The sequence below is a fragment of the Cryobacterium sp. CG_9.6 genome (assembly GCF_029893365.1).
Taxonomy (GTDB): domain Bacteria; phylum Actinomycetota; class Actinomycetes; order Actinomycetales; family Microbacteriaceae; genus Cryobacterium.
This window is the reverse complement of sequence record NZ_JARXUZ010000001.1, coordinates 1061307-1081635: the sequence shown is the minus strand read 5'-3', so window position 1 is coordinate 1081635 and position 20329 is coordinate 1061307. Positions and strand designations below refer to the sequence as shown.

Genomic DNA, 20329 nt, shown 5'->3' with positions numbered 1-20329 from the left:
GTGGATCACTCAAAAACACGCGCAGTTCGTCCTCATGGGCAGTAGTAGTGCGTTTTTACAATTTTGTTGGGCACCAGCATCGCGACCTCTTTTTTACCGGCGATCTCCAGCAGCACACGCTTGGACTGATCTCGGGCGTCTTGAGCCTGCGCTCGCAGCACCTCCGCAAGGGGGGAACCTCGGTCCAGGGCACCTGTGATCTGGTCCACGAGCCGCGTCACCTCGGGCAGACGGATGCCCCGCGCCAGCGACTGCAACGCCACCGAGAGCGGCACCCCCGCATGCACCTCGCCGACGACACCCGCGAACTCGCGGGACAACTCTCCCGAGCTGGTTCCCGACACCCGACGAAGGGAGTCGAGGATGCCCTCGCCTGCCGACAGCGACAGGGTAAGAAATTCGAGAATGGTGGGTAACTCGCTGCGCATGCGTGCGAGGCGGGCGGTCGCGGCTCGCTGCAGCACCCATTCCCGCGTCAGCGCACCGCCGGCCGCGGCGAGGAGCGGCAGGGCAAGCTGAAGGACGAGTGGGAACGATCGAACGGCGGGTAACGCAGCGGTGATCACCACTCCCCCGGCCAGAGAGATGAGCCCCCAGATCACCTGACTCGAACGGAACTCGTCGACGCTCTGGGTGGAACCGGACTGTCGCAGACGCAACGCAATGGTGTCGGCCCCGCCAAGCACGCTCGACAGGCCACGCTTGAGCCAGCTAAACAGCGGCGAGAACAACGTGCCGAGAACCGGAATCGGGTCGACCGAGACCCGACCCACGAAGGCCCGGGCTTCGGCCGACACGTCCAGAATGTACGGGGCAACCCGATCAGCCAAACGAGGCCGACTCAGCCGCGGAGTGAGACTCACGAGTGACCACAGCCCGAGCCCCAGGGTTGTCCCCAGCAACAGGCCCCACCCCACTGTGGTGGTCACTGCCGGCACCCGCGCTGCGCGTGACTCGTGGTGCCAAAATCGGTCATGACTGCATGATGCCCCGGTCCGGCACGTCGACCGCAGTTATCCACAGGCCAGTTGCGGGGGCGCCGCCACTCTAGCGAAACCATCGGCGTTCCTCCGGCAAACGTCCGAGCGCAATCATCACCCGGTAGGCCACAACCGAGATCACCAGCCCGCCGAGGATCACGGCACTGCCAGCGGGCGTGTTGTAGGCAAAGGCTGCCTCCGATCGGGTGGCCAGCAGCAACAGGATGATCCACGGTGCGGCCACCCCCAGCCGAGCGGCGTTCACAATCCACGATTGCCGAGCCTCAACCTCCGAGCGGATGGCCGCATCCTGCCGAATCCACGCCGCCAGGTTTCGCAGCACCAGAGTCACGTCACTGCCACCAACCTCTCGGGCCATGCGCAGCGTCTCGAGAACGCGGTCGGCGATGGGGTCGGCGAGACTTCGTTTCAGTTCGTCGACGCAGTACGTGAAGTTGCCGGTGGCGCGGTACTCACTCTCGAACTGCTCAAACGCACTGCGGGTGGGCGCCGGACCCGAGCGTGCCAGACTGCTCACACTGTCGGGCAGCGCCAACCCCGAGCGCAGCGCCGACACCAGATGATCCACCACATCGGGCCACACCGTACGGTTTGCCCGGCGGCGTGCCCGCGCCCGCCACACCACGACAAGCGCCGGCAGCATGAGGCCGAGAAGTCCGGCAATGACCGCGAGCACCCGGATAGCGAAGAGCCCCTGAACCAGACCGGCCGCGGCGAGTGCGATTACCGCGCAGATGGCGAGGAACACCCCCAGCGGCAGGGCACCCAGTCCCGCCTGCGCCAGCAGCGTGCGCCAATGCCCCGTGAGTGTGGGGCCGCTGGATGCGGTCGATACGCCCGCGGGCCACATCAGTGGTGAGACAACCAGAAGCAGTCCTGCGCCGAGCACAGAGCCGAGCACGAGAATCATGCGGCTCCCTGCCGCAGCACGAGAGCCGGGTCGAGGCCACTCGCACGAAACTTGGCGAGCTTGGTGGGATGCCCGCCGGTAGGCTCCAGATACCCGTTCGGTGACAGGAAGATCGGGCTGGCCTCGATCACGGGCCCGGCCAGCTGCCCGCTCGGCGCAATAATCTCCGTCACCCGACGGCGACCATGCCGATCGATCTCACAGTGCACCACGATGTCGATACAGCCCGCCACGGTGGGCAACACGAAGGACGAATCAATATTGCGTCCGGCCAGCAGGGGCAGCGTCGAGAGTTTGCCGAGCGCATCCCGAGCACTGTTGGCGTGGATACTGCACATCCCCGGCAGCCCGCTGTTTAGCGCAATAAGCAGGTCAAGGCTTTCGGCCTCTCGCACCTCGCCCACAATGAGCCGATCGGGCCGCATCCGCAACGACTCCTTGATCAACCGCCGCAGCGTGATCTCTCCGGTACCTTCGAGGCTCGGCTGCCGGCACTGCATCGACACCACGTCGCGGGCGCTCAGGTCGAGTTCGAAGGTCTCCTCGACCGTGACAATGCGTTCGGTGGGCCGCGTGGCCGAGAGCAGGGCGTTGAGCAGAGTGGTCTTCCCGGCCTGCGTTGCCCCCGACACGAGAATGTTCTGACCCGAGAGCACGCACAGGCGCAGAAACTCGGCGGCCTGCGCAGTGAGTGACCCGAGCGCCACGAGTTGGTTGAGATCGTGAATGCGACGGGTGAACTTGCGAATGTTCACGGCCATGAATTTGCGCGTGATGTCGGGAATCACCACATGCAGCCTCGACCCATCGGGGAGGGACGCATCGACAAACGGAGACGACAGGTCAACTCGACGACCGGATGCCTGCAGCATCCGCTCAACCAGGTCGCGTACCTCCCGTTCGGTGAGAAGCATCGGCGTGAGTTCCGGTACGCCGTCGCGTGCCACGAAGATGCGCGCCGGACCGTTTATCCAAATTTCCTCGATCTCGGGATCGTCAAGGAAGGGCTGCAGCACACCAAACCCGGTGAGCGACGCCACAACCTCCCGGGTGGCCTGGTGCTCATCGGGGAGCAGCGGCAGCGACCCGCCGAGCGCCCGCTCGCTGTAGCGCCGCACCTCGTCGCGCACGTACTGTTCGGCCAGCGCATTATCGGCCGACAGATCAACGCCATCGAGGCGCACTCGCAGGCGCACCTGCTCGGTAATGATGCGAACGGCCTCAGTCATGGGTGCATACTGCCCCACTTCGATACCCGGTTCCGAGTTATCCACAGCCCCGTTCGCGCCACACGAGTCACGCCCCGAGATTGCGCGCGAACACGCGCCGCGCTCGAGCTAGCGGGCCGACCAACCGCCATCCATCGTGTAGCTCGAGCCGGTGACCATGGCAGCGTGATCCGACGCCAGCCAGGCCACGAGGGAACCCACCTCGGCGGGTTCCACCAGGCGCTTGATCGCACTCTCGGTGAGCATGATCCTGCTCAGCACCTCCGACTCCGCAATCCCGTGCGCCCGCGCCTGGTCGGCGATCTGCTTCTGAACGAGCGGCGTGTTCACATACCCCGGACTCACACAGTTGCTGGTCACTCCGTGCTCTCCACCTTCCAGTGCGGTCACCTTCGACAGCCCTTCCAGTCCATGCTTGGCCGACACGTACGCCGCCTTAAACGGCGAGGCCCGCAAACCGTGTACCGACGACACGTTGATGATGCGCCCAAAATTGCGCTCGTACATCTGCGGCAAGGCGGCTCGAATCAGCAGAAACGGTGCCTCCAGCATGAGCGACAGGATGCGCCGAAAATCAGCCGGGTCAAAGTCCTGAATGGGGCTGATCCGCTGAATCCCCGCGTTGTTCACGAGAATATCCACACCGTCCATGGCCGCCGCCAGACCCTGCTCGCGCAGTTCCTCTGTCCGTAGCAGGTTGACGGCCCAGCTGGAGCCGCCGAGCTCCTCGGCGAGCGCGGCGGCCCCCTGAGTGTCCATATCGGCTACGACCACGTGGGCCCCCTGGTCGGAGAGCGACCGGGCAATTGCCGCACCGATGCCGCTCGCTCCCCCGGTAACCAGGGCACGCTTGCCCGCCAGCGGGCCGGAACGGTGGGCCGCGAGTGGGCTCTGCAGTGTGTCAGTCATGAGTCATCTTTCCAATTCGTTCAGCGGATGCGGCGGTCTAGCTCAGCGGCACGGCCGCGGGCAGTCCATGCTTGCGTGCATCAACGGCGTCGATGTCGCGCAGCGAGGCGCCCTTGGTCTCCTTGAGCGTGAGCACCGCGACGACCGTAATGGCGCAGGCAATCATGATGTAGAGGGCCACCGGCACCCACGAGTTGTACTTCTGCAGCAGGGCCGCGGCAATGATGGGCGCCATCGACCCCGCAAGGATGGAGGTGACCTGGTACCCGAGCGACACTCCCGAGTACCGCATGCGGGTCGGAAACATTTCGCTCATGATGGCGGGCTGGCCGGCATACATGAGCGCGTGGAAGCACAGCCCCACGGTGATGGCCAGCACGATCAACGCGGGGTTGAGTGTGTCAAAGAGCGGGAAGGCGAAGAAGGCCCAGGTGGATCCCAGAACGGCACCGGCGAGATACACGGGCTTGCGTCCAATGCGGTCCGAGAGGCGTCCGACCTGCGGGATCACGAGGAAGTGCACAATGTGCGCAATCAGCAGTGCGAGCAGCAGCTGGCTGGTGTCGTACTTGTGCACCACTACGAGGTACACGATCGAGAAGCTCACGATGATGTAGTACAGAATGTTTTCGGCAAAACGCAGGCCCATCGCACCCAGGATTCCGCGCGGGTACTGGCGCACAACCTCGAGCACGCCGGAGCTCACGGCCTTCTCGGCCTCGACCTGGGCGCGGGCCTCGAGGAAGATCGGCGCTTCACTCACGTGGGTGCGAATGTAGTAGCCGATGACCACAATGATGGCCGAGAGCCAGAATGCCACGCGCCAGCCCCAGCTGAGGAACTGGTCGGGCGGAAGCAGCGAGCTCATGGTGAGCAGCACGAGGGTGGCAAGCAGATTTCCCACCGGCACGGCGGCCTGCGGCCAGCTGGACCAGAATCCGCGCGACGCGTTCGGGCTGTGCTCGGCCACGAGCAGCACGGCGCCGCCCCACTCACCACCCACGGCGAAGCCCTGAATGAAGCGCAGCGCCACGAGAAGCGCGGGAGCCCAGTAGCCGATGGTGTCAAAGCCGGGCAGGCAGCCCATGAGGAATGTGGCCACACCCACCATGATGATCGTCACCTGCAGCGTGTGTTTGCGCCCGAGGCGGTCGCCAATCTGACCAAAGACAATTCCCCCGAGTGGGCGTGCAATGAAGCCCACCGCGTAGGTGAGGAATGCGGCGATGATGCCGTCCAGTTCGCTGCCGGCATTCGGGAAGAACAGGGTGCCGAACACCAGGCTCGCAGCGGTGGCGTAAAGGAAAAATTCGTACCATTCCACGACGGTTCCCACCATCGACGCGGCCACAATCTTCTTGAGCCCGGAGGTTTCGGTGCCGTCACCGGCCCCGCTGCCCGTCATACCGGGCTGCGGGCCCCCAGTTTTCTGATTGACGCTCATGTCAGTGTCTCCTTCAGTGTCGTCTCTGACACCTCGTTCACCGGCTCAGAGGCCGGCTCAGGGTGAGTGGTGGCGTTCGCGTTCACAGCGGATGCCTTTCCCGAGTATTCCGGTCGCCCCGGCGTGCAACAAGAACCAACTCGACACACGCCGTGTGCATAATTGCAGATATGACCATTCCTTCCGCGTCACCGTCGACGCCGAACCCCGACGACCTTCTGGTTCTGCTCGCGGTGGCGCGCACCGGAAGATACACTCTGGCGGCCGAGAGCCTGGGCCTGAACCACACCACGGTCTCCCGCCGCATCACCGCCCTTGAGAAGGTGCTCGACGGCCGGGTGCTCTCCAAAACCGTGGGCGGCTGGGAACTCACCGACCTGGGCGCCCGCGCCGCCGCGGCTGCCGAGAATGTGGAATCCGCCGTGCGCCTGCTCGCGTTGCCCCTCGGAGCACCACCCCAGCTGTCCGGCGTGGTGCGGCTCTCCGCCACGGATGGCTTCAGCGCCTACATTGCGGCCCCGGCCGTCGCCGCTCTGCAACGCGCGAATCCCCAGCTGCGGGTGGAGATCGTCACGGTGACCCGCAGGGCGCTGCAGCACCGCTCGGGCCTGGACATTGAGGTGGTCGTGGGCGAACCGCAGGTTCACCGAGCGGAAGCGTTTCGCCTCGGGTATTACATGCTCGGAATGTACGCGTCGAAGGACTATCTAGCCGCGAACGGAAGCCCGCAGAGTGTGGCCGAGCTCTGCACTCATCCGCTCGTCTACTTTGTGGATTCGATGTTGCAGGTGGACGACCTGGACGCACCGCGTCGGCTGGTGCCCGAAATGCGCGACTCACTCAGCTCCACCAATGTCTTCGTGCACGTGGAAGCCACCCGGGCCGGGGCTGGCATCGGCTTTCTACCGTGTTTCATGGGCGACCAGCACGCCGACTTGGTGCGCCTGCTCCCCGATGATTTTCAGGAGCAGCTCCCGTACTGGATGGTCTTGCGACCGGAATCCCTGCGCCAACCCGCGGTCGCCGCCGTGGTGAACGCGCTCCGCCAACAGACGGCCGCCTACGCCCCGGCGCTGATGGGTGCAGCCGTGTCGCAGTGACGGCACCGCAATGAAAGTAGACTGACAGGGTAATTGCGGGAGTGGTGGAATTGGTAGACACGCAGGATTTAGGATCCTGTGCTTTCGAGCGTGGGGGTTCAAGTCCCCTCTCCCGCACAGTAGTGGTTATCGGAGCACACTCTCGCGGTGCACCGCCGCGTTGAGCACTGGTGTGGCCGGAGCGCCGTTGTCGACGCCCTGCCTGCGCCTGCGGATCACCCGCAGGGTGTGCGCGATACGCTGCTGCGCCAGACTGTAGACCCGCCAGGTGATGATGCCGACAATGAGCGAGAGCAGCGTACCGAGCCAGGGTGCCGTCTGCTCAAACGGCGGGTAGACCTGCCAGTGGGTGAGATAGATGAACATGGACGCACCTGCGACCGTGGCGATGACCGGCACCATCCACCGGGGCGCGCGAATCGCCGGTATCCAGATGAGCGTCAGCATGCCTCCGGCGAGTATTGCCTCCCTCGTTGGGTCACCGAAGAATCCCAGCGAACTCAGCACCGCGATCATCGAGACAAGAACTCGTCGGGCCGTGGTGTTGGCACGGGCAACGAGCCAGCCGAGGGCGATGAGCCACACGATGATCGGCCCGCTGTAGAGCTCGACATACTCGGCGTGGATGCCGGTGATCGCGAAGCGCACGATCAGAGCGAGAGCGAGCCCGCCGAGGGCGAAGGCGAACGGTGACCGCCGCTCGACGCGGTCGACGGCACGCACAGCGAACAGGACGGCGAGGCCCACGAGGGTCCACAGTATCGTCTCGAGGAACCAGAACTGCCACTGCTCGTTCCACCGCCCAGTGCCGGGCACGAGGTTGTTCACCAGCAGAACAGTAGTGAACTGGTACTGGCCGTTCAGAAGCGCAACCCCACCAATCCAGAGCACCGCCGGTACCGCGAGCTGCGCGGCGCTGCGCCCGAGCCGGCGGACCCGCGCTTGCCCCGGCACCGATGCGAGCTGGAAGCGTGCCAGGTTGTATCCCGCAACGGCGAGCAGCAGGTGCGCGCCACCCTTCAGAAAGAAAAGATCGGCGTGAGTGCCAACGATGAGCACGATGGCGAGTGCTCGAAGCACGGCGGGAGTCTCCAGGCGCACCAAGTTCGTCAGGCGGGGACGAGGGCGTGGACTCGCGGCCGGGGCGGGATCCTGCGCGGGCCGTGCAGCCGTCCGAGCCGTCGCGTCACCGACCGTGTTGGTGGCGATCGCCGCCAATTCCCGGGCGGTGAGCGTTGGCCAGTCGCGGGGCAGATCACCGAGCATTTCCTCGAGCCGAAGCGACACCTCAATGTAGCTGAGGGAGTCGCCGCCGAGCGTGGCGAATGAATCATTCACGCTGACCTCAGGATGGGACAGCAGCGTGGCGAGCAGGTCGCGAATGTGTTGCGGCGAGACCGCTGCACCACGGTGACCGGTCGCGCCGGGCGCCATGCTCGATGCGGCAGCGGCAGCGGCAGCGGCACGATCCTGCAGCCCGGCAAATCGCACGAGCGCGGCCGTGTCGGGCTTGCCGTTCGAGGTGCGCGGAAACTGCTCCACAGCGTATGCGCGGATGGCGTGGGTGGGCACACCCACGAGCGCAGCGGCGCGCTCGCGTGCCCGCTGCGCGGTGCGATCGGAGGTGGCGAAGAGGAGCAGTCGTTCGTCGGCGGTGGCGACGCGCACCTCAAGTCCCTCGTCGCCAAGAAGCCGCTCAATGCGGTCAAGGTCAACCCGTAATCCAAAAATCTTGACGAAGCGATTCATCCGCCCGACGATCTCATACAGCCCATCGTCCCGGTGGCGCGCAAGGTCTCCCGTGCGTAATTCGTGCACGGTGCGACCGAGTGCGAAATCTGCCGGTGTCTCGGCGTAGCCGAGCATCACGTTCGGCCCGTCGTAGACGAGCTCCCCCATGTTCCCCTTCGGATCGGCGGTGCCGCTGGCATCGATGCGGAAACGGCCACCGGGAATTGGTCGACCGATGGCCCCGGCGGCGGTAGCGATGAGCTCCGGAGGTAAATAGGCCATCCGCGCTGTGGCTTCCGTCTGGCCGTACATCACGAACAGCGTGAATCCGCGCTCATCACCGAGCCGGGCGAAGCGACGCGTCAGCTCCGGAGCAAGTCGTCCACCGGCCTGGGTGAGGTAGCGCAGGCTGGGTACCGAGCGCTCGGCAAAGCCACTGGCCTCGAGCATCTCGAAGGTGTACGGCACACCGGCAAACGACGTGATCTGATGAGCGGATGCCTCCTGCCAGAACGCATCATCCGTCACCGACCGCTCCGTGAGCAGGACGCTCGCACCGGCGAGCAGATGACTGTTGACCACGGACAGCCCGTAGCAATACTGCAGCGGTAGCGTCGTTGCCGCGCGATCGCTCGGTTCGAGTCGCAGGTAGTCACCGATGGACGCGGCGTTGCTGCGCACATTCTCGACGGAGAGGCGCACGAGCTTCGGCGACCCGGTCGACCCCGACGTGCTGGCGAGCATGGCGAGCTGCGGATGGAAGGTGTGTCGACTGCCGGGGTTCTGCTCCTCCATCGTCCACCCATGCGGACCGTGTTGGGCGATCACATCGGGGCGGAACCGCTCGATGAGGGCCGCTTTGTGGGCCAGGCTCGCATCGTCGTCTCCCCCAGAGACGAACAACACCGGGTGCCCGCCCTCCAGTGCGGCCAGATAGGTGACGATCGGCTCGAGCGCGTTCGTCGCGGCAATCATTACCAGGCGACGGGTCTCACCGAGCTGACCCTTGCACTCGCGAATGAGCAGGGACAGTTCGGCGTAGCTGATGCGGACACCGTCAGCAACGAGGGCCGTCGCGTAAGGTCGGCCACGGAGCAGAGCCAGGCCGCGAGCAGAGCCGGTGGAGAGCATAAGGAGGTGATACTTTCAACTAAAAACGGAGTAATCCCGAAAAGAACTTAGGTAAGCATAACCTAAGTGCGGTCAGCGGTCGGCGTCTCCCCTCCGACACGTGCCGGGCATCGCGTCACGACGCCCCGACCGGTGCATCGTGCCCCGAACCGGAGGTCTGGGTTCCGGCATATTGCCGGGCAAACGCGCTATTGTGGCGCAGTATCTTTCATCGTCTCGGCGCCCCGTCGTCAACTGGAGTAATCACCCGTGTTTCCTACCGCTTTGATTCCTTGGTTGGATCCGACCCAGATCATTAACTCGGCCGGACCGTGGGCCCTCCTCGTGGTGTGTGCCATCGTTTTTGCCGAGACGGGCCTGCTGGTGGGATTCCTACTGCCCGGAGACACGCTTCTGGTGATTACCGGCCTTCTGGCTTTTCCGGCGGCCGGAGTCATCACCATTGATATTTGGTGGGTTGCCCTGGCCATTGGCTTTTCCGCCTTTCTTGGTGGCGAAGTGGGATATTTCATTGGTCACAAATTTGGTCCGCACGTGTTTGAGCGCAAGGAATCCGGCCTGTTCAGCATCGCGAATGTGGAGCGCACCAATTCGTTCTTCGTGCGTTTTGGCGGCGTGGCCGTGATCATGGCCCGCTTCGTTCCCGTCGTGCGCACCTTCGCTCCAGTTGCGGCCGGCGTGGGCAAGATGAATTACCGCAAGTACACGTTCTACAACTTGGTTGGCGCCATGATCTGGGGCGCGGGGCTCACTTGCGTGGGCTACCTTTTGGGGTACATACCGCCGGTTGCCGAGTTCGTGACCAGCTACATCGACATCATCCTCATTGGCGCAGTGATCGTTACGCTGATCCCCACCACCTTTCACTACGTTCGGTCCACGGTCAAAGCCCGCCGTGCGGCACGAGGTGCCGCCCCGGTCACGGGGCCACTCGCGCTTGATCCCGATACATTCACCACGAACCACGAGGGTCGTCACGAGGCGTAAGGACCGCACGACGGGGCCAGGTCAGGGATGCAGGTGATCGTGCCCGTGGCTAGCGTGTTCGGCGGGCTCGAGCTGAAATGTGGAATGGTCCACATCGAAGTGCGTGGCGAGACAGGCTGATAACTCATCGAGGAGGGCGCCGGCCCGGCCGTCGGCGAGCACTTCAGGTTCGACCACAATGTGAGCACTGAAGACATGCGCGCCACTCGTGATCGCCCACACGTGCACGTCGTGCACGGCCAGGACGCCCGTGGTTTCCTCGAGGTGCCGACGAATCTCTGCCACATCGGTGTCTGCGGGCGCCGATTCGCTGAAGACGCGCACCACATCGCGCAGCAACACGACGGCACGCGGCACGATCATCGCCGCAATGAGAAGTGAGGCAATCGCATCGGCCGGGGCAAACCCGGTGAGCAGAATGATCGTGGCGGCAATAATGACGGCAACCGAACCGAGAGCGTCGCCCAGCACTTCCAGGTAAGCCCCGCGCATGTTGATCGAGCCAGCGGCGGCGGGGCGCAGCAGAAGCAGCGCCCCAATGTTGGCGACGAGACCGATGATGGCCACGATCAGCATGGGGCCGCCCAGAACCTCCGTGGCAGCCGGGTCGAGCAGACGGCTCACCGCCCCGATCACCACGAACACGGCAACCCCGAGCAGAATAAGCCCGTTGATCAGCGCCCCGAAGACCTCCGCACGCTGATAGCCGAAGGTCTGCCGATCTGTGGCCGGCCGAGCCGCAACGATCGTTGCCGTGAGGGCAACAATCAGGCCGAGCAGGTCAGAGAGCATGTGGCCAGCGTCGGCCAGCAATGCGAGCGAACCGCTGACAACGGCACCCACGATTTCCACGAGCAAAACCACGCCAATAATGCCGATGGCGAGTGTGAGCCGGGTACGATTCGACTCCGAGGAGTGCGCGTGGTCATGACCCATAACTCAACGTTAGGTCCACGCTGACCCAATCGCCAGTCGGGGCGCTAATTGGGAATGAGTGCCGTTCTCAGTGCGCGCTTAGCCTCGATCCACCGGTCGAGTTAGGGTCGTAGCGGCGCGTTAAACAGAGAATGCCACTCGGATCAGGAAAAATAGAACTTACTTAGGGTTCATTTCAACCGATTCGAGAGGCATCTCGTAGATGCAACTTTTCCACAGTTCCAGCCGCTTGTCAGCCACCTTCGACGACACGAATCTCGTGTCGTCCGCGGGGCTTGTCCCCGCGATGGCGTTGGCGGTGAAAACCGGCCTCAGCGACCTCGCCGATGCATGGCTGACCTTGCCGGGGTACTTCGGCGCGAACTCGGGGTTGAAAGTCACCGCGTTGGTCGCGGGGATGCTCGCTGGTGCCGATTCGATTGATGACATGGCGTTGCTGCGGCACGGCGGGATGAAGAAACTCTTCGTCGGGACGTATGCCCCGTCGACGTTGGGGTCGTTCCTGCGGTCGTTCACGTTTGGTCACGTCCGTCAGTTGGACGCCGTCGCTTGGCGGTGGCTGGTCAACGTCGCCGCACACACCCCGATCGTGGCGGGCATCGACGACTATGCCCTTGTGGACATCGACGACACGATCAAGGAAGTCCACGGATATCAGAAGCAAGGCTCCGGTTACGGCTACTCCGGAGTGCGCGGCTTGAACGCTCTGATCGGCATCGTCTCCACACCCCAGGCGGCACCGATCATCGTCGGCTCCCGGCTGCGGAAAGGCGCGGCAGGTTCCCCGCGCGGCGCGGGAAAGTTCGTCGGGGATGTCCTCGCCACCGTGAAACGCCTCCGCAGCCAGACGGCCACCGGCCTCGTGCTGCTGCGCGCGGACAGCGCGTTCTATGGGCACGCGGTCGTCGCCGCCGCGCACCGGGCTGGCGCAAAAGTGTCCATCACGGCACGCATGGACCCGGCCGTTAAGCGCGCCATCGGCACGATCACCGATGACCAATGGACGACCATCAACTACACCGATGCGATCCGGGACGAGGCCACCGGCGCGTGGATATCGTCCGCCGAGGTCGCGGAAGTCGTGTTCACCGCGTTCAGCTCGCGCAAGAAGGCCGAACGCATCGTGGGGCGCCTGGTCGTGCGCCGGATCCCGGAACTGAATCAGAAGGCGACCGAAGGGCAGCCGACCCTGTTTGACACGCATCGGTTTCATGCGTTCTTCACCACCAGCGACCTGGACACTGTCACCGCGGACCAGACCCACCGGCAGCACGCCATCATCGAGCAGATTAACGCCGACCTTAAGGACAGCGCGCTGGCGCACCTGCCATCAGGTGTGTTCACGGCCAACGCGGCCTGGCTCGTGCTGGCCACGATCGCCTTCAACCTTTCGCGCGCCGTTGGTTCGCTGGCCGGCAGCGATCTCGGCAAGGCACGCAGCGGCACCATTCGTCGCAAACTCATCAGCATCCCCGCCCGCATCTCCACCTCGGCACGCAGGATCACCCTGCACCTCCCCGCCAACTGGCCATGGAAACCCGGATGGACGACCGCGTTCGCGGCGGCCTGCGGCCCGCCGCAAACCGCCGCCACCTAACCACCAGCCACCCGGCGAACGAAGACTTGGAACACCACCGGCAGCAAGGTCGGCAGCCTCGCCCTGCCCGCCACCAAAAACCACGATCTGAATTCAGTGACGCCGATCAGTCAAGGCAGACCGGTGGATCGAGGCTTAGGCGCCTAGGACCTCACGCACCACGGGGATGAGCGCTTCGAATGCCATGGCTCGGTGGCTCACCTGATTCTTCACATGCGCCGACAGCTCGGCCGCCGAAATGGCATACCCGTCGGGCAAGAAGATGGGATCGTAACCGAATCCGTTGGTGCCATTGGGCTCGTGCAGCAGCTGCCCCGGCCACTCGGCCACCACAGCGTGCTCGGTGCCGTCCGGTAGGGCGAGGGCTGCCGCACAGGTGAAGTTCGCACCGCGGTGTTCATCAGCCATGTCACTGAGTTGCCAGAGCAGAAGCTGCAGGTTTTGGTCGGAGTCGCGGTCCGGGCCGGCCCAGCGGGCGGAGAAGATCCCCGGCGCACCTCCCAGCACGTCAACGCAGATTCCCGAATCGTCGGCGATCGCCGGCAAGCCCGTGTGTTTTGCGGCCGCCCGTGCTTTGATCAGTGCGTTCGCGGTGAAAGTAGCCCCGTCTTCGACCGGTTCGGGGCCGTCGTAGGCGAGAACCTCAATACCGGGCAGTTGCGGCTCCAGGATGCGGCGCAGCTCCTCCACCTTGTGAGCGTTGTGCGTAGCCAGTACGATCTGCATTGCTCAGCCTTCCAGTGCGCGGTTCTGGAACTCGGTGAGCGTAATGGCACCGGCCAGAGCGAGGTCCAGCAGAGTGTCCAGCTCGGTGCGGTCAAAGGGTGCGGCCTCGGCCGTGCCCTGCACCTCAACAAACTTGCCTCGTCCGGTGACCACCACGTTCATGTCGGTGTCGGCACGGACGTCTTCGGTGTATGCCAGGTCGAGCATAGGCACACCACCGATGATGCCCACGGAGACCGCTGACACACTATCAGTGAGGGGCTGCGCCTTCTGGGCGATGAACTTCTTCTCGCGGCCCCACGCCAGAGCGTCGGCGAGAGCCACGTAGGCACCCGTGATTGCGGCGGTGCGCGTTCCGCCGTCGGCCTGCAAAACATCACAATCAAGAACGATGGTGTTTTCGCCCAGCGCTTTCATGTCCACGACCGCGCGCAGGCTGCGTCCCACCAGACGACTGATCTCATGGGTGCGTCCACCAACCTTGCCCTTGACCGACTCACGGTCCATGCGAGAGTTCGTAGAGCGAGGGAGCATGGAATACTCCGCGGTGACCCAGCCCTTGCCCTTGCCCGACATCCAGCGTGGGACGCCGTTGGTGAAGGACGCGGTGCAGAGCACCTTGGTGCGGCCGTAGGAGATCAGTGCGGAACCTTCCGCCTGCTCGCTCCAGCCGCGCTCGATGGTGATGGGGCGCAGCTGATCATTGGTGCGTCCGTCGATGCGTACAGCGTCGTTCATGGGTTCTCCTTGACAGTGGTTGGGGGGTGCAGTGCGGCGAATTCGTTCAGGTCGGCGAGGCTGAGTGAGCCGGTTTCAATCAAATTAACCCGGGAGATCTCGGGCCCGAGGAGCCGATGTGCCAGCTCGAGAAAATCGTCGGCGCTCGCTCCCGTGGCCTCATATCGGTAGGTTGGGGCCGACCGGCTATGACGTTCGAGGCCCTGGCTCACCAAGACCCGGTACACGTCGTTGGCCGTTTCCGTGTCACTGGATACCAGCGTGACAGCGTCACCCATCACATATGAAATCGCGCCCCGCAGAAACGGATAGTGCGTGCAGCCAAGAACGAGGGTGTCCACGTTGGCCTCTTGCAGGGGGGCAAGATACTCCGCAGCGACGGCAAGCACCTCGGCGCCCGACGTCACACCCGCCTCCACAAATTCCACAAATCGCGGGCAGGCCGCGCTGAACAAGCGGATGTCCGTGGCCGCGGCAAAAGCGTCGTTGTAGGCCCGTGAGTTCACGGTTCCCTCGGTACCGATCACGCCGACTCGCTTGTTACGCGTTGTGCCCACGGCACGGCGCACGGCCGGCTGGATCACCTCGATCACGGGCACGCTGTAGCGCTCGCGGGCATCACGCAGCATCGCTGCGGATGCGGTGTTGCACGCAATGACGATGAGCTTCACGTCTTGAGCCACGAGGTCGTCCAGCACATCAAGAGCGAATCCCCGCACGTCGGCGATCTTCTTGGGCCCATAGGGCGAATGCGCGGTATCACCGATATACAGCAGCGATTCGTTGGGCAACTGGTCTTTGATGGCCCGCGCAACCGTGAGCCCGCCCACTCCGGAGTCGAAGATTCCAATCGGTGCGTCAGTCACTCGGTCAAGCCTAGTCGCCCCAACCTCCCGCCGTCATCGGCCCGGACGGATAGGCTCGTGCCGTGACCTTGTCCCCCGCATTCCGCACAGACCGCTACGAACTCACCATGGTTGACGCCGCGATTCAGAGTGGGCGCGCCGATCTAGAGTGCATGTTTGAGGCCTTTGCCCGCCGCCTCCCCACCGGTCGACGCTACGGAATCGTTGCCGGTACCGGACGACTGATGGAGCTCATCCGTCAGTTCCGGTTCGAGGACGCGGAACTCAGCTGGCTGGAAGAGAACGCGGTTGTGCGTCGACCCACCCTGGATTTTCTCGCCAACTACGCCTTCCGCGGCAGCGTTTGGGGCTATCAGGAGGGCGATGCCTACTTCCCCGGCTCACCCCTGCTGCAGGTGGAGAGCACCTTTGCCGAGGGCGTCATGCTCGAGACCATCATTCTGAGCGTGCTCAACTACGACACGTCGGTGGCCAGCGCCGCCGCCCGGATGGTGTCCGTGAGCCTCGGGCGACCGATCGCGGAGATGGGCTCGCGCCGCACGAGTGAGCATGCCGCTGTGGCCGCCGCCCGAGCCGCGTACATCGCCGGGTTCTCCGCCACCAGCAGCCTCGAAGCCGGCCGCACCTGGGGCATCCCCACGATGGGAACGGCAGCGCACTCTTTTGTCCTGCTTCACGACAGCGAGGAGGAGGCTTTCCGCGCGCAGGTGGCCGCCTTCGGAACGGGAACGACGCTTCTTGTCGACACGTACAACGTGCCTCGTGGCATCGCTCTTGCGGTGGAGGTGGCCGGGCCGCAACTCGGCGCGATTCGCATTGACTCGGGAGACCTGCCAACGGTCGTGGCTGCCGCCCGAGCGCAGCTCGACTCCCTCGGAGCGGTGAACACCACGATCACCGTGACGAGCGATCTCGACGAATTCTCGATCGCAGCCCTCTCAGCGTCACCGGTTGATGCGTTCGGAGTGGGGACATCCGTTGTGACGGGCTCGGGCGAACCCGCCGCCGGCCTGGTCTACAAACTGGTGGCCCATCGCAGTCCGAATGCCGAGTGGATCTCGGTGGCCAAGACATCGGTCTCGAAGACCTCCATTGGTGGCCGGAAGAACGCGATCCGCCGCATTGACGAGCACGGTACGGCACGTGAAGAGGTTGTGCTGCTGGGAGCGGGGCCGGCCGCAGCACCGGCGGATGCAGAAGCGGGCACCGCACGGGACCGCCCACTGCTCGTTCCACTCATCGCAGACGGCGTTCTCACCGAGCGATTCACCGGTGCCGCGGGCACCGAGCTCGCACGAGCACACTGCGCCACAGTGATGAGAGAGTTGCCGATCGAAGCATTCCGACTGGGCCGCGGCGATGCCGTGATTCCTACGACCTACCGGTAACCGCGCAGAGAGCTACTTGTCCTTCATCTTCTCCCAGATGGCCTTACAGGTGGGGCACACCGGAAACTTCTCCGGGTCGCGACCCGGCAGCCACTTCTTGCCACAGAGTGCCTTCACCGGCTTGCCCGTGATGGCCGACTCCAAAATCTTGTCTTTGGGCACGTAGTGCGAGAAGCGCTCGTGGTCGCCCGGCTCAATCTGCTCCTGGTTCAGCAGCTCTTCGAGCTCACGATCAAGGGTGGAGATTCCACCCCCGGGCTGACCGGGTTCGACACTGCTCGCACGGAAGATATCAGTCATGACTCCAGTGTAAACCGCGCGCGCCGACTCAGACCAGATCAGGCACGCTGTGCGGCCGCCAGCATGTCGGGACCACGATGCTCAAAGATACGCCCACCGGCCCAGACACCCACGATCAGTGTCACCAGCCCGATTCCGACGCCCACCAGGAGCGCGGTCAGGTGCCAGCTCAGGTCACTGGTGAAACCAAGGTAGGCACAGAAGGCGGCGGGCAACGCCAGAGCAATCGGACCCAGAAAAGAGACGCTCTGGGTGAGCGCCGATGATGACTCGGATGCCTGTGGCTGAGCGAACGGGCTGTCTCCGGGTTTCGCCACCGGGTAGGGATAACGCGCCGACGTGAAGCTCGACAGGCCAAGACCGCAGAGAAAAATACTCGTGCTCACTCCGAGCATGGATGGCAGCACCGACCAGTCATCGTAAATAGAAATGCTCGCCGCTGATCCCAGACCGATCACCGGAATGCCCAGGGCCAGCGTGGGAATCAACCGTCCCAGGCGGTCGGTGAAACCACGCGTTCCAGACGCCACATGAAGCCAGATGGCGGTGCTGTCAAAAGCCACGTCATTGTGGATCGACCACCCGAGGAAGACACAGACCAGTGGAACCGGCACAAGCGCCAACCACTGCAGGGGAACTCCGGCAAAGGCCAGTGGAAGCACGGCCAGGATGGGTACAAAGGGAATCATGAGGAAGGACACCCCGTAGCGCGAATCCCGTGCCCAGTAGGTAAGGGTGCGTGCGGCAATGGCACCGATGGGATTGTGGGGCAGGCGGTCGAACCACCCGAGCCCCGTGTTCTCGCGAGCCACCGCGTCGCGACCGGGTGTCACCAGCAGGCGAGCGACGACTGCTTGCCACGCCAGCCACAGCACCCAGACGGTGACCGCGGCCAGGAGAAGCTTCAGGATCGCCGTTCCGGCCTGGCCAACAGCAGCGTCACCGGGAACAGACCACGCCGCACCGAACGGTGTCCAGCCGAGAATCGTTGCGAGCCCGCTGAGCACCCCGCGGCCGGTCCGACCCCAATCCGTGTTGAGCAGCAGGAGAATAATCGGCGCGATAACAACGAGCAGAACGACGCCGCCCACACCGGTGAACTCCCGGGATCGGCGCCTGGACAACACCAGCGCACCGATGCCCCTGCCCAGTCGCGACAACAGAACACACGTCACGAGAATCAGGGCGGCCGAAACGATCGCCAGCAGCGTTTCGGCTCCACCACGCGACCAGGTGACAATCGTGCCGATCAGCACAACCGTGAGGGTCACGGAGGGAATGCCGAGCAGACCCGTGACTCCGAGACCAAAGGACAGGTCCCGGGTCGGAAGCCCAAAAAGGCCGAACCGTCTGGGGTCCAGTGCGTCTTCCGTTCCAAACACCAGTGGCAGAAGCAGAAAACCGAGCACGATGACCGAGCCGGTGACCGTGACGGCGTCGCGAATCAGGGCGACGTCACTCACCTGGCGCAGACCAACGAGTGACACAAACAGAGCAACGGTCACCGCGAGCGTATAGAGGAGGCCGGCAACGACGCCGGCAGTCTGCCCGGGGCTGCGCCGGAACAGGTTGGACAGCAGCCGGAGTTTCAGTCCGAGAAGCTGTGCAACCACGCGAGGCCCTCCGATTCCGTGCGACCGCCGGCGAGTTCCACAAAGCGGTCCTCCAGCGATTTCTCACCACGAACCTGATCGATTGTTCCCGCGTCGAGTACCTGCCCGTTGACGATGACGGCCACGTTGTCGCACACACGCTGGATCATGTCGATGCCGTGGCTGGACAGCACCACGGTTCCACCGCCCGCCACGTACTTTTGCAGAATCTCGGTGACGATCACCGCCGAGACCGGGTCCACCGATTCGAAGGGCTCGTCGAGCACGAGCAGGCGCGGGGAGTGGATCATGGCGCACGCGAGCGCAATTTTCTTTGTCATGCCGGCCGAGTAGTCGGACACGAGTCGGTTCAGGGCGTCGGTCAGACCGAAGGCGCTGCTGAGGTCCGCGGACCGGGCTCGCACGGTTTCACCGTCCAGCCCGCGCAGAATTCCGGAGTAGTGGAGTAACTGAGCACCGGTGAGTCGGTCGAACAGCCGAAGCCGATCGGGAAGTACTCCCATGGCCCGCTTTGCATCCTGTGGCTGTTTCCAGACATCGATACCGTGCACGTGCACCGAGCCCTCGTCCGGGCGAAGCAACCCGGTGATCATGGACAGCGTCGTGGTCTTGCCGGCGCCGTTAGGACCAACGATTCCGAAGAACGAACCGGCCCGCACCTCGATGTCAACTCCGGAGACGGCAACGGTGCGACCGAACCGCTTAAGCAGGCCTCGGGCGGAAAGAACGAGGGGGGCGAGCGACTCCACAGCCTTCGGAGTGGTCACGGGCTCGGGCTCGCGTGGCACGGCGACAACAGCTGTGGTCGCCGTTTTCGGGCTAGGTGACGCGCGGTACGTCAGGCTTTCCGATCCGCCGGCCTGCGGGGACAGCAGGGCTGACGACGATTCGAGTAAGACGGTGTCTTGCACAAAGGTGGGCACCACTGTGACGAGCTCAGCCGCTGCCTTGTCAACAGGTTCCCGTCCAACATCCTGCACGGCCGACGTGTCGGCAGCAGCAGCAGCAGCAGCACGTATCGTTGCAGCCTGTCGGGCAGCGGTCTTGCTCGCGGCCGCCCGAGCCGCTGTGGCTTTGGTGGCCGCCGCGGCCTTGGTGGCCGTTGAGTTCGCCGCGGCCGTCTTCACCGCGCTGGATCGGGCGGCCGTTGTCTTGGCGGTGGCCAGAGACCGGGTTGCACTGGTGCTCGCCGTGCCGGTGCGCGGGGAGGCCGGCTTGGCGGTGGCAGGCTTGGCAGCACCGGAACGGACGGAGGCCGGCTTTCGCGGGGTGGTGTCAGATTTGGCGGCGGCAGACGCCGGAGCCGCCGACCCCGCAGGTTTGGGGCGAGGCGATGTTGTGCGGGGCGCGGCGGGTTTGCGCACCGGTGATTTTCGAACCGGCGCCGGCTTAATTGCGGTCGCATCAGAGGGCGCGTCGGCTGAAGGAGCGGCGGATTCAGCCTCGCCAGCGCTGGACTGCACGTCTGACGGCTGCCCGTCGGGCTCGGAGTTCGGCGGTACAGTCGTCACCCCGCTAACCTACCAAGGTCCATCTGGCTGAGAGGTGTTAAGGGCCAGTAACGTGATTTTAGTCGGGACAGAAGAACGGCTCTAGGTCACAAGATGGCCCCAGAATTGGTCACCCGCCCCCATTTTTGTGGTTTGGAGATATGGTGAGAGAGGCATAACGGTGTGTCTTTACAGAAACTTGTGGGTGAATCCTGAGTGAACTCTTATCTTCT

General features: G+C 64.3%; 17 protein-coding genes and 1 tRNA gene. 5 read left to right on the top strand and 13 right to left on the bottom strand.

Annotated features, from left to right (window positions below; genetic code table 11):
- Window positions 1–32: 32 nt before the first annotated feature.
- From H4V99_RS04885 to H4V99_RS04865, 5 genes are all read right to left on the bottom strand, one after another.
- A complete protein-coding gene (locus H4V99_RS04885) occupies window positions 33–929 on the bottom strand; it encodes a type II secretion system F family protein (RefSeq protein WP_280676032.1) in 897 nt (298 codons plus the stop codon).
- 118 nt (window positions 930–1047) lie between these two features.
- Window positions 1048–1911, bottom strand: coding sequence for a type II secretion system F family protein (locus H4V99_RS04880; RefSeq protein ID WP_280676031.1), 864 nt, complete (start codon window positions 1909–1911; stop codon window positions 1048–1050).
- The gene (locus H4V99_RS04875) at window positions 1908–3140 is read right to left on the bottom strand and encodes an ATPase, T2SS/T4P/T4SS family (RefSeq protein ID WP_280676030.1); all 1233 of its coding nucleotides are present in this window, start codon (window positions 3138–3140) and stop codon (window positions 1908–1910) included. Before H4V99_RS04875 ends, H4V99_RS04880 begins: the two co-directional genes overlap by 4 nt.
- Before the next feature lie 108 nt (window positions 3141–3248).
- Window positions 3249–4049, bottom strand: coding sequence for a 3-hydroxybutyrate dehydrogenase (locus H4V99_RS04870; RefSeq protein ID WP_280676027.1), 801 nt, complete (start codon window positions 4047–4049; stop codon window positions 3249–3251).
- 37 nt (window positions 4050–4086) lie between these two features.
- Complete coding sequence (locus tag H4V99_RS04865) at window positions 4087–5493, bottom strand: MFS transporter (RefSeq protein WP_280676025.1); 1407 nt, start codon at window positions 5491–5493, stop codon at window positions 4087–4089.
- A 170-nt stretch (window positions 5494–5663) separates the two neighbouring features.
- Here H4V99_RS04865 and H4V99_RS04860 point away from each other — a divergent pair, with 170 nt between their 5' ends.
- Together H4V99_RS04860 and H4V99_RS04855 are read left to right on the top strand one after the other, a co-directional pair.
- On the top strand, window positions 5664–6593 hold the full coding sequence (locus tag H4V99_RS04860; protein ID WP_280676023.1) for a LysR family transcriptional regulator: 930 nt from the start codon (window positions 5664–5666) through the stop codon (window positions 6591–6593).
- A gap of 35 nt (window positions 6594–6628) precedes the next feature.
- A tRNA-Leu gene (locus tag H4V99_RS04855) sits at window positions 6629–6710 on the top strand.
- Window positions 6711–6719: 9 nt separating this feature from the next.
- Here the strand turns inward: H4V99_RS04855 and H4V99_RS04850 are convergent.
- The gene (locus tag H4V99_RS04850) at window positions 6720–9455 is read right to left on the bottom strand and encodes an AMP-binding protein (protein ID WP_280676021.1); all 2736 of its coding nucleotides are present in this window, start codon (window positions 9453–9455) and stop codon (window positions 6720–6722) included.
- A 249-nt stretch (window positions 9456–9704) separates the two neighbouring features.
- Between H4V99_RS04850 and H4V99_RS04845 the strand changes: the two genes are divergently transcribed.
- Complete coding sequence (locus tag H4V99_RS04845; RefSeq protein ID WP_280676019.1) at window positions 9705–10442, top strand: VTT domain-containing protein; 738 nt, start codon at window positions 9705–9707, stop codon at window positions 10440–10442.
- 21 nt (window positions 10443–10463) lie between these two features.
- Here H4V99_RS04845 and H4V99_RS04840 read toward each other — a convergent pair whose 3' ends face one another.
- A complete protein-coding gene (locus tag H4V99_RS04840) occupies window positions 10464–11378 on the bottom strand; it encodes a cation diffusion facilitator family transporter (protein ID WP_280676018.1) in 915 nt (304 codons plus the stop codon).
- Window positions 11379–11580: 202 nt separating this feature from the next.
- Here H4V99_RS04840 and H4V99_RS04835 point away from each other — a divergent pair, with 202 nt between their 5' ends.
- A complete protein-coding gene (locus H4V99_RS04835; protein ID WP_280676016.1) occupies window positions 11581–12975 on the top strand; it encodes an IS1380 family transposase in 1395 nt (464 codons plus the stop codon).
- Window positions 12976–13110: 135 nt separating this feature from the next.
- Here the strand turns inward: H4V99_RS04835 and rdgB are convergent, their stop codons facing one another.
- Genes rdgB through murI form a run of 3 tightly spaced genes read right to left on the bottom strand, consistent with a single transcriptional unit; the run spans window position 13111 to window position 15305 of the window.
- Window positions 13111–13701: an RdgB/HAM1 family non-canonical purine NTP pyrophosphatase gene (rdgB, locus tag H4V99_RS04830; protein WP_280676014.1), complete on the bottom strand. Its 591-nt coding sequence runs from the start codon at window positions 13699–13701 to the stop codon at window positions 13111–13113.
- A 3-nt stretch (window positions 13702–13704) separates the two neighbouring features.
- The gene (gene rph / locus H4V99_RS04825; protein WP_280676012.1) at window positions 13705–14439 is read right to left on the bottom strand and encodes a ribonuclease PH; all 735 of its coding nucleotides are present in this window, start codon (window positions 14437–14439) and stop codon (window positions 13705–13707) included.
- The gene (gene murI, locus H4V99_RS04820; protein ID WP_280676010.1) at window positions 14436–15305 is read right to left on the bottom strand and encodes a glutamate racemase; all 870 of its coding nucleotides are present in this window, start codon (window positions 15303–15305) and stop codon (window positions 14436–14438) included. Before murI ends, rph begins: the two co-directional genes overlap by 4 nt.
- A 62-nt stretch (window positions 15306–15367) precedes the next feature.
- Here murI and H4V99_RS04815 point away from each other — a divergent pair, with 62 nt between their 5' ends.
- Window positions 15368–16693, top strand: a complete 1326-nt coding sequence (locus H4V99_RS04815; RefSeq protein ID WP_280676008.1) for a nicotinate phosphoribosyltransferase — start codon at window positions 15368–15370, stop codon at window positions 16691–16693.
- A gap of 12 nt (window positions 16694–16705) precedes the next feature.
- Here H4V99_RS04815 and H4V99_RS04810 read toward each other — a convergent pair whose 3' ends face one another.
- Genes H4V99_RS04810 through H4V99_RS04800 form a run of 3 tightly spaced genes read right to left on the bottom strand, consistent with a single transcriptional unit; the run spans window position 16706 to window position 20117 of the window.
- A complete protein-coding gene (locus H4V99_RS04810) occupies window positions 16706–16993 on the bottom strand; it encodes a DUF3039 domain-containing protein (protein ID WP_280676006.1) in 288 nt (95 codons plus the stop codon).
- Between the two features lie 38 nt (window positions 16994–17031).
- On the bottom strand, window positions 17032–18606 hold the full coding sequence (locus H4V99_RS04805) for a hypothetical protein (RefSeq protein ID WP_280676004.1): 1575 nt from the start codon (window positions 18604–18606) through the stop codon (window positions 17032–17034).
- Complete coding sequence (locus tag H4V99_RS04800; protein WP_280676002.1) at window positions 18582–20117, bottom strand: ABC transporter ATP-binding protein; 1536 nt, start codon at window positions 20115–20117, stop codon at window positions 18582–18584. The genes H4V99_RS04805 and H4V99_RS04800 overlap by 25 nt, the downstream gene beginning before the upstream one ends.
- Window positions 20118–20329 lie beyond the last annotated feature (212 nt).

Coding starts and splice junctions, on each gene's coding strand:
- rdgB (WP_280676014.1), bottom strand. CDS start 13,701: ATGCAGATCGTACTGGCTACGCACAACGCTCACAAGGTGGAGGAGCTG.
- H4V99_RS04865 (WP_280676025.1), bottom strand. CDS start 5,493: ATGAGCGTCAATCAGAAAACTGGGGGCCCGCAGCCCGGTATGACGGGC.
- rph (WP_280676012.1), bottom strand. CDS start 14,439: ATGAACGACGCTGTACGCATCGACGGACGCACCAATGATCAGCTGCGC.
- H4V99_RS04875 (WP_280676030.1), bottom strand. CDS start 3,140: ATGACTGAGGCCGTTCGCATCATTACCGAGCAGGTGCGCCTGCGAGTG.
- H4V99_RS04835 (WP_280676016.1), top strand. CDS start 11,581: ATGCAACTTTTCCACAGTTCCAGCCGCTTGTCAGCCACCTTCGACGAC.
- H4V99_RS04870 (WP_280676027.1), bottom strand. CDS start 4,049: ATGACTGACACACTGCAGAGCCCACTCGCGGCCCACCGTTCCGGCCCG.
- H4V99_RS04810 (WP_280676006.1), bottom strand. CDS start 16,993: ATGACTGATATCTTCCGTGCGAGCAGTGTCGAACCCGGTCAGCCCGGG.
- H4V99_RS04850 (WP_280676021.1), bottom strand. CDS start 9,455: ATGCTCTCCACCGGCTCTGCTCGCGGCCTGGCTCTGCTCCGTGGCCGA.
- H4V99_RS04840 (WP_280676018.1), bottom strand. CDS start 11,378: ATGGGTCATGACCACGCGCACTCCTCGGAGTCGAATCGTACCCGGCTC.
- H4V99_RS04860 (WP_280676023.1), top strand. CDS start 5,664: ATGACCATTCCTTCCGCGTCACCGTCGACGCCGAACCCCGACGACCTT.
- H4V99_RS04880 (WP_280676031.1), bottom strand. CDS start 1,911: ATGATTCTCGTGCTCGGCTCTGTGCTCGGCGCAGGACTGCTTCTGGTT.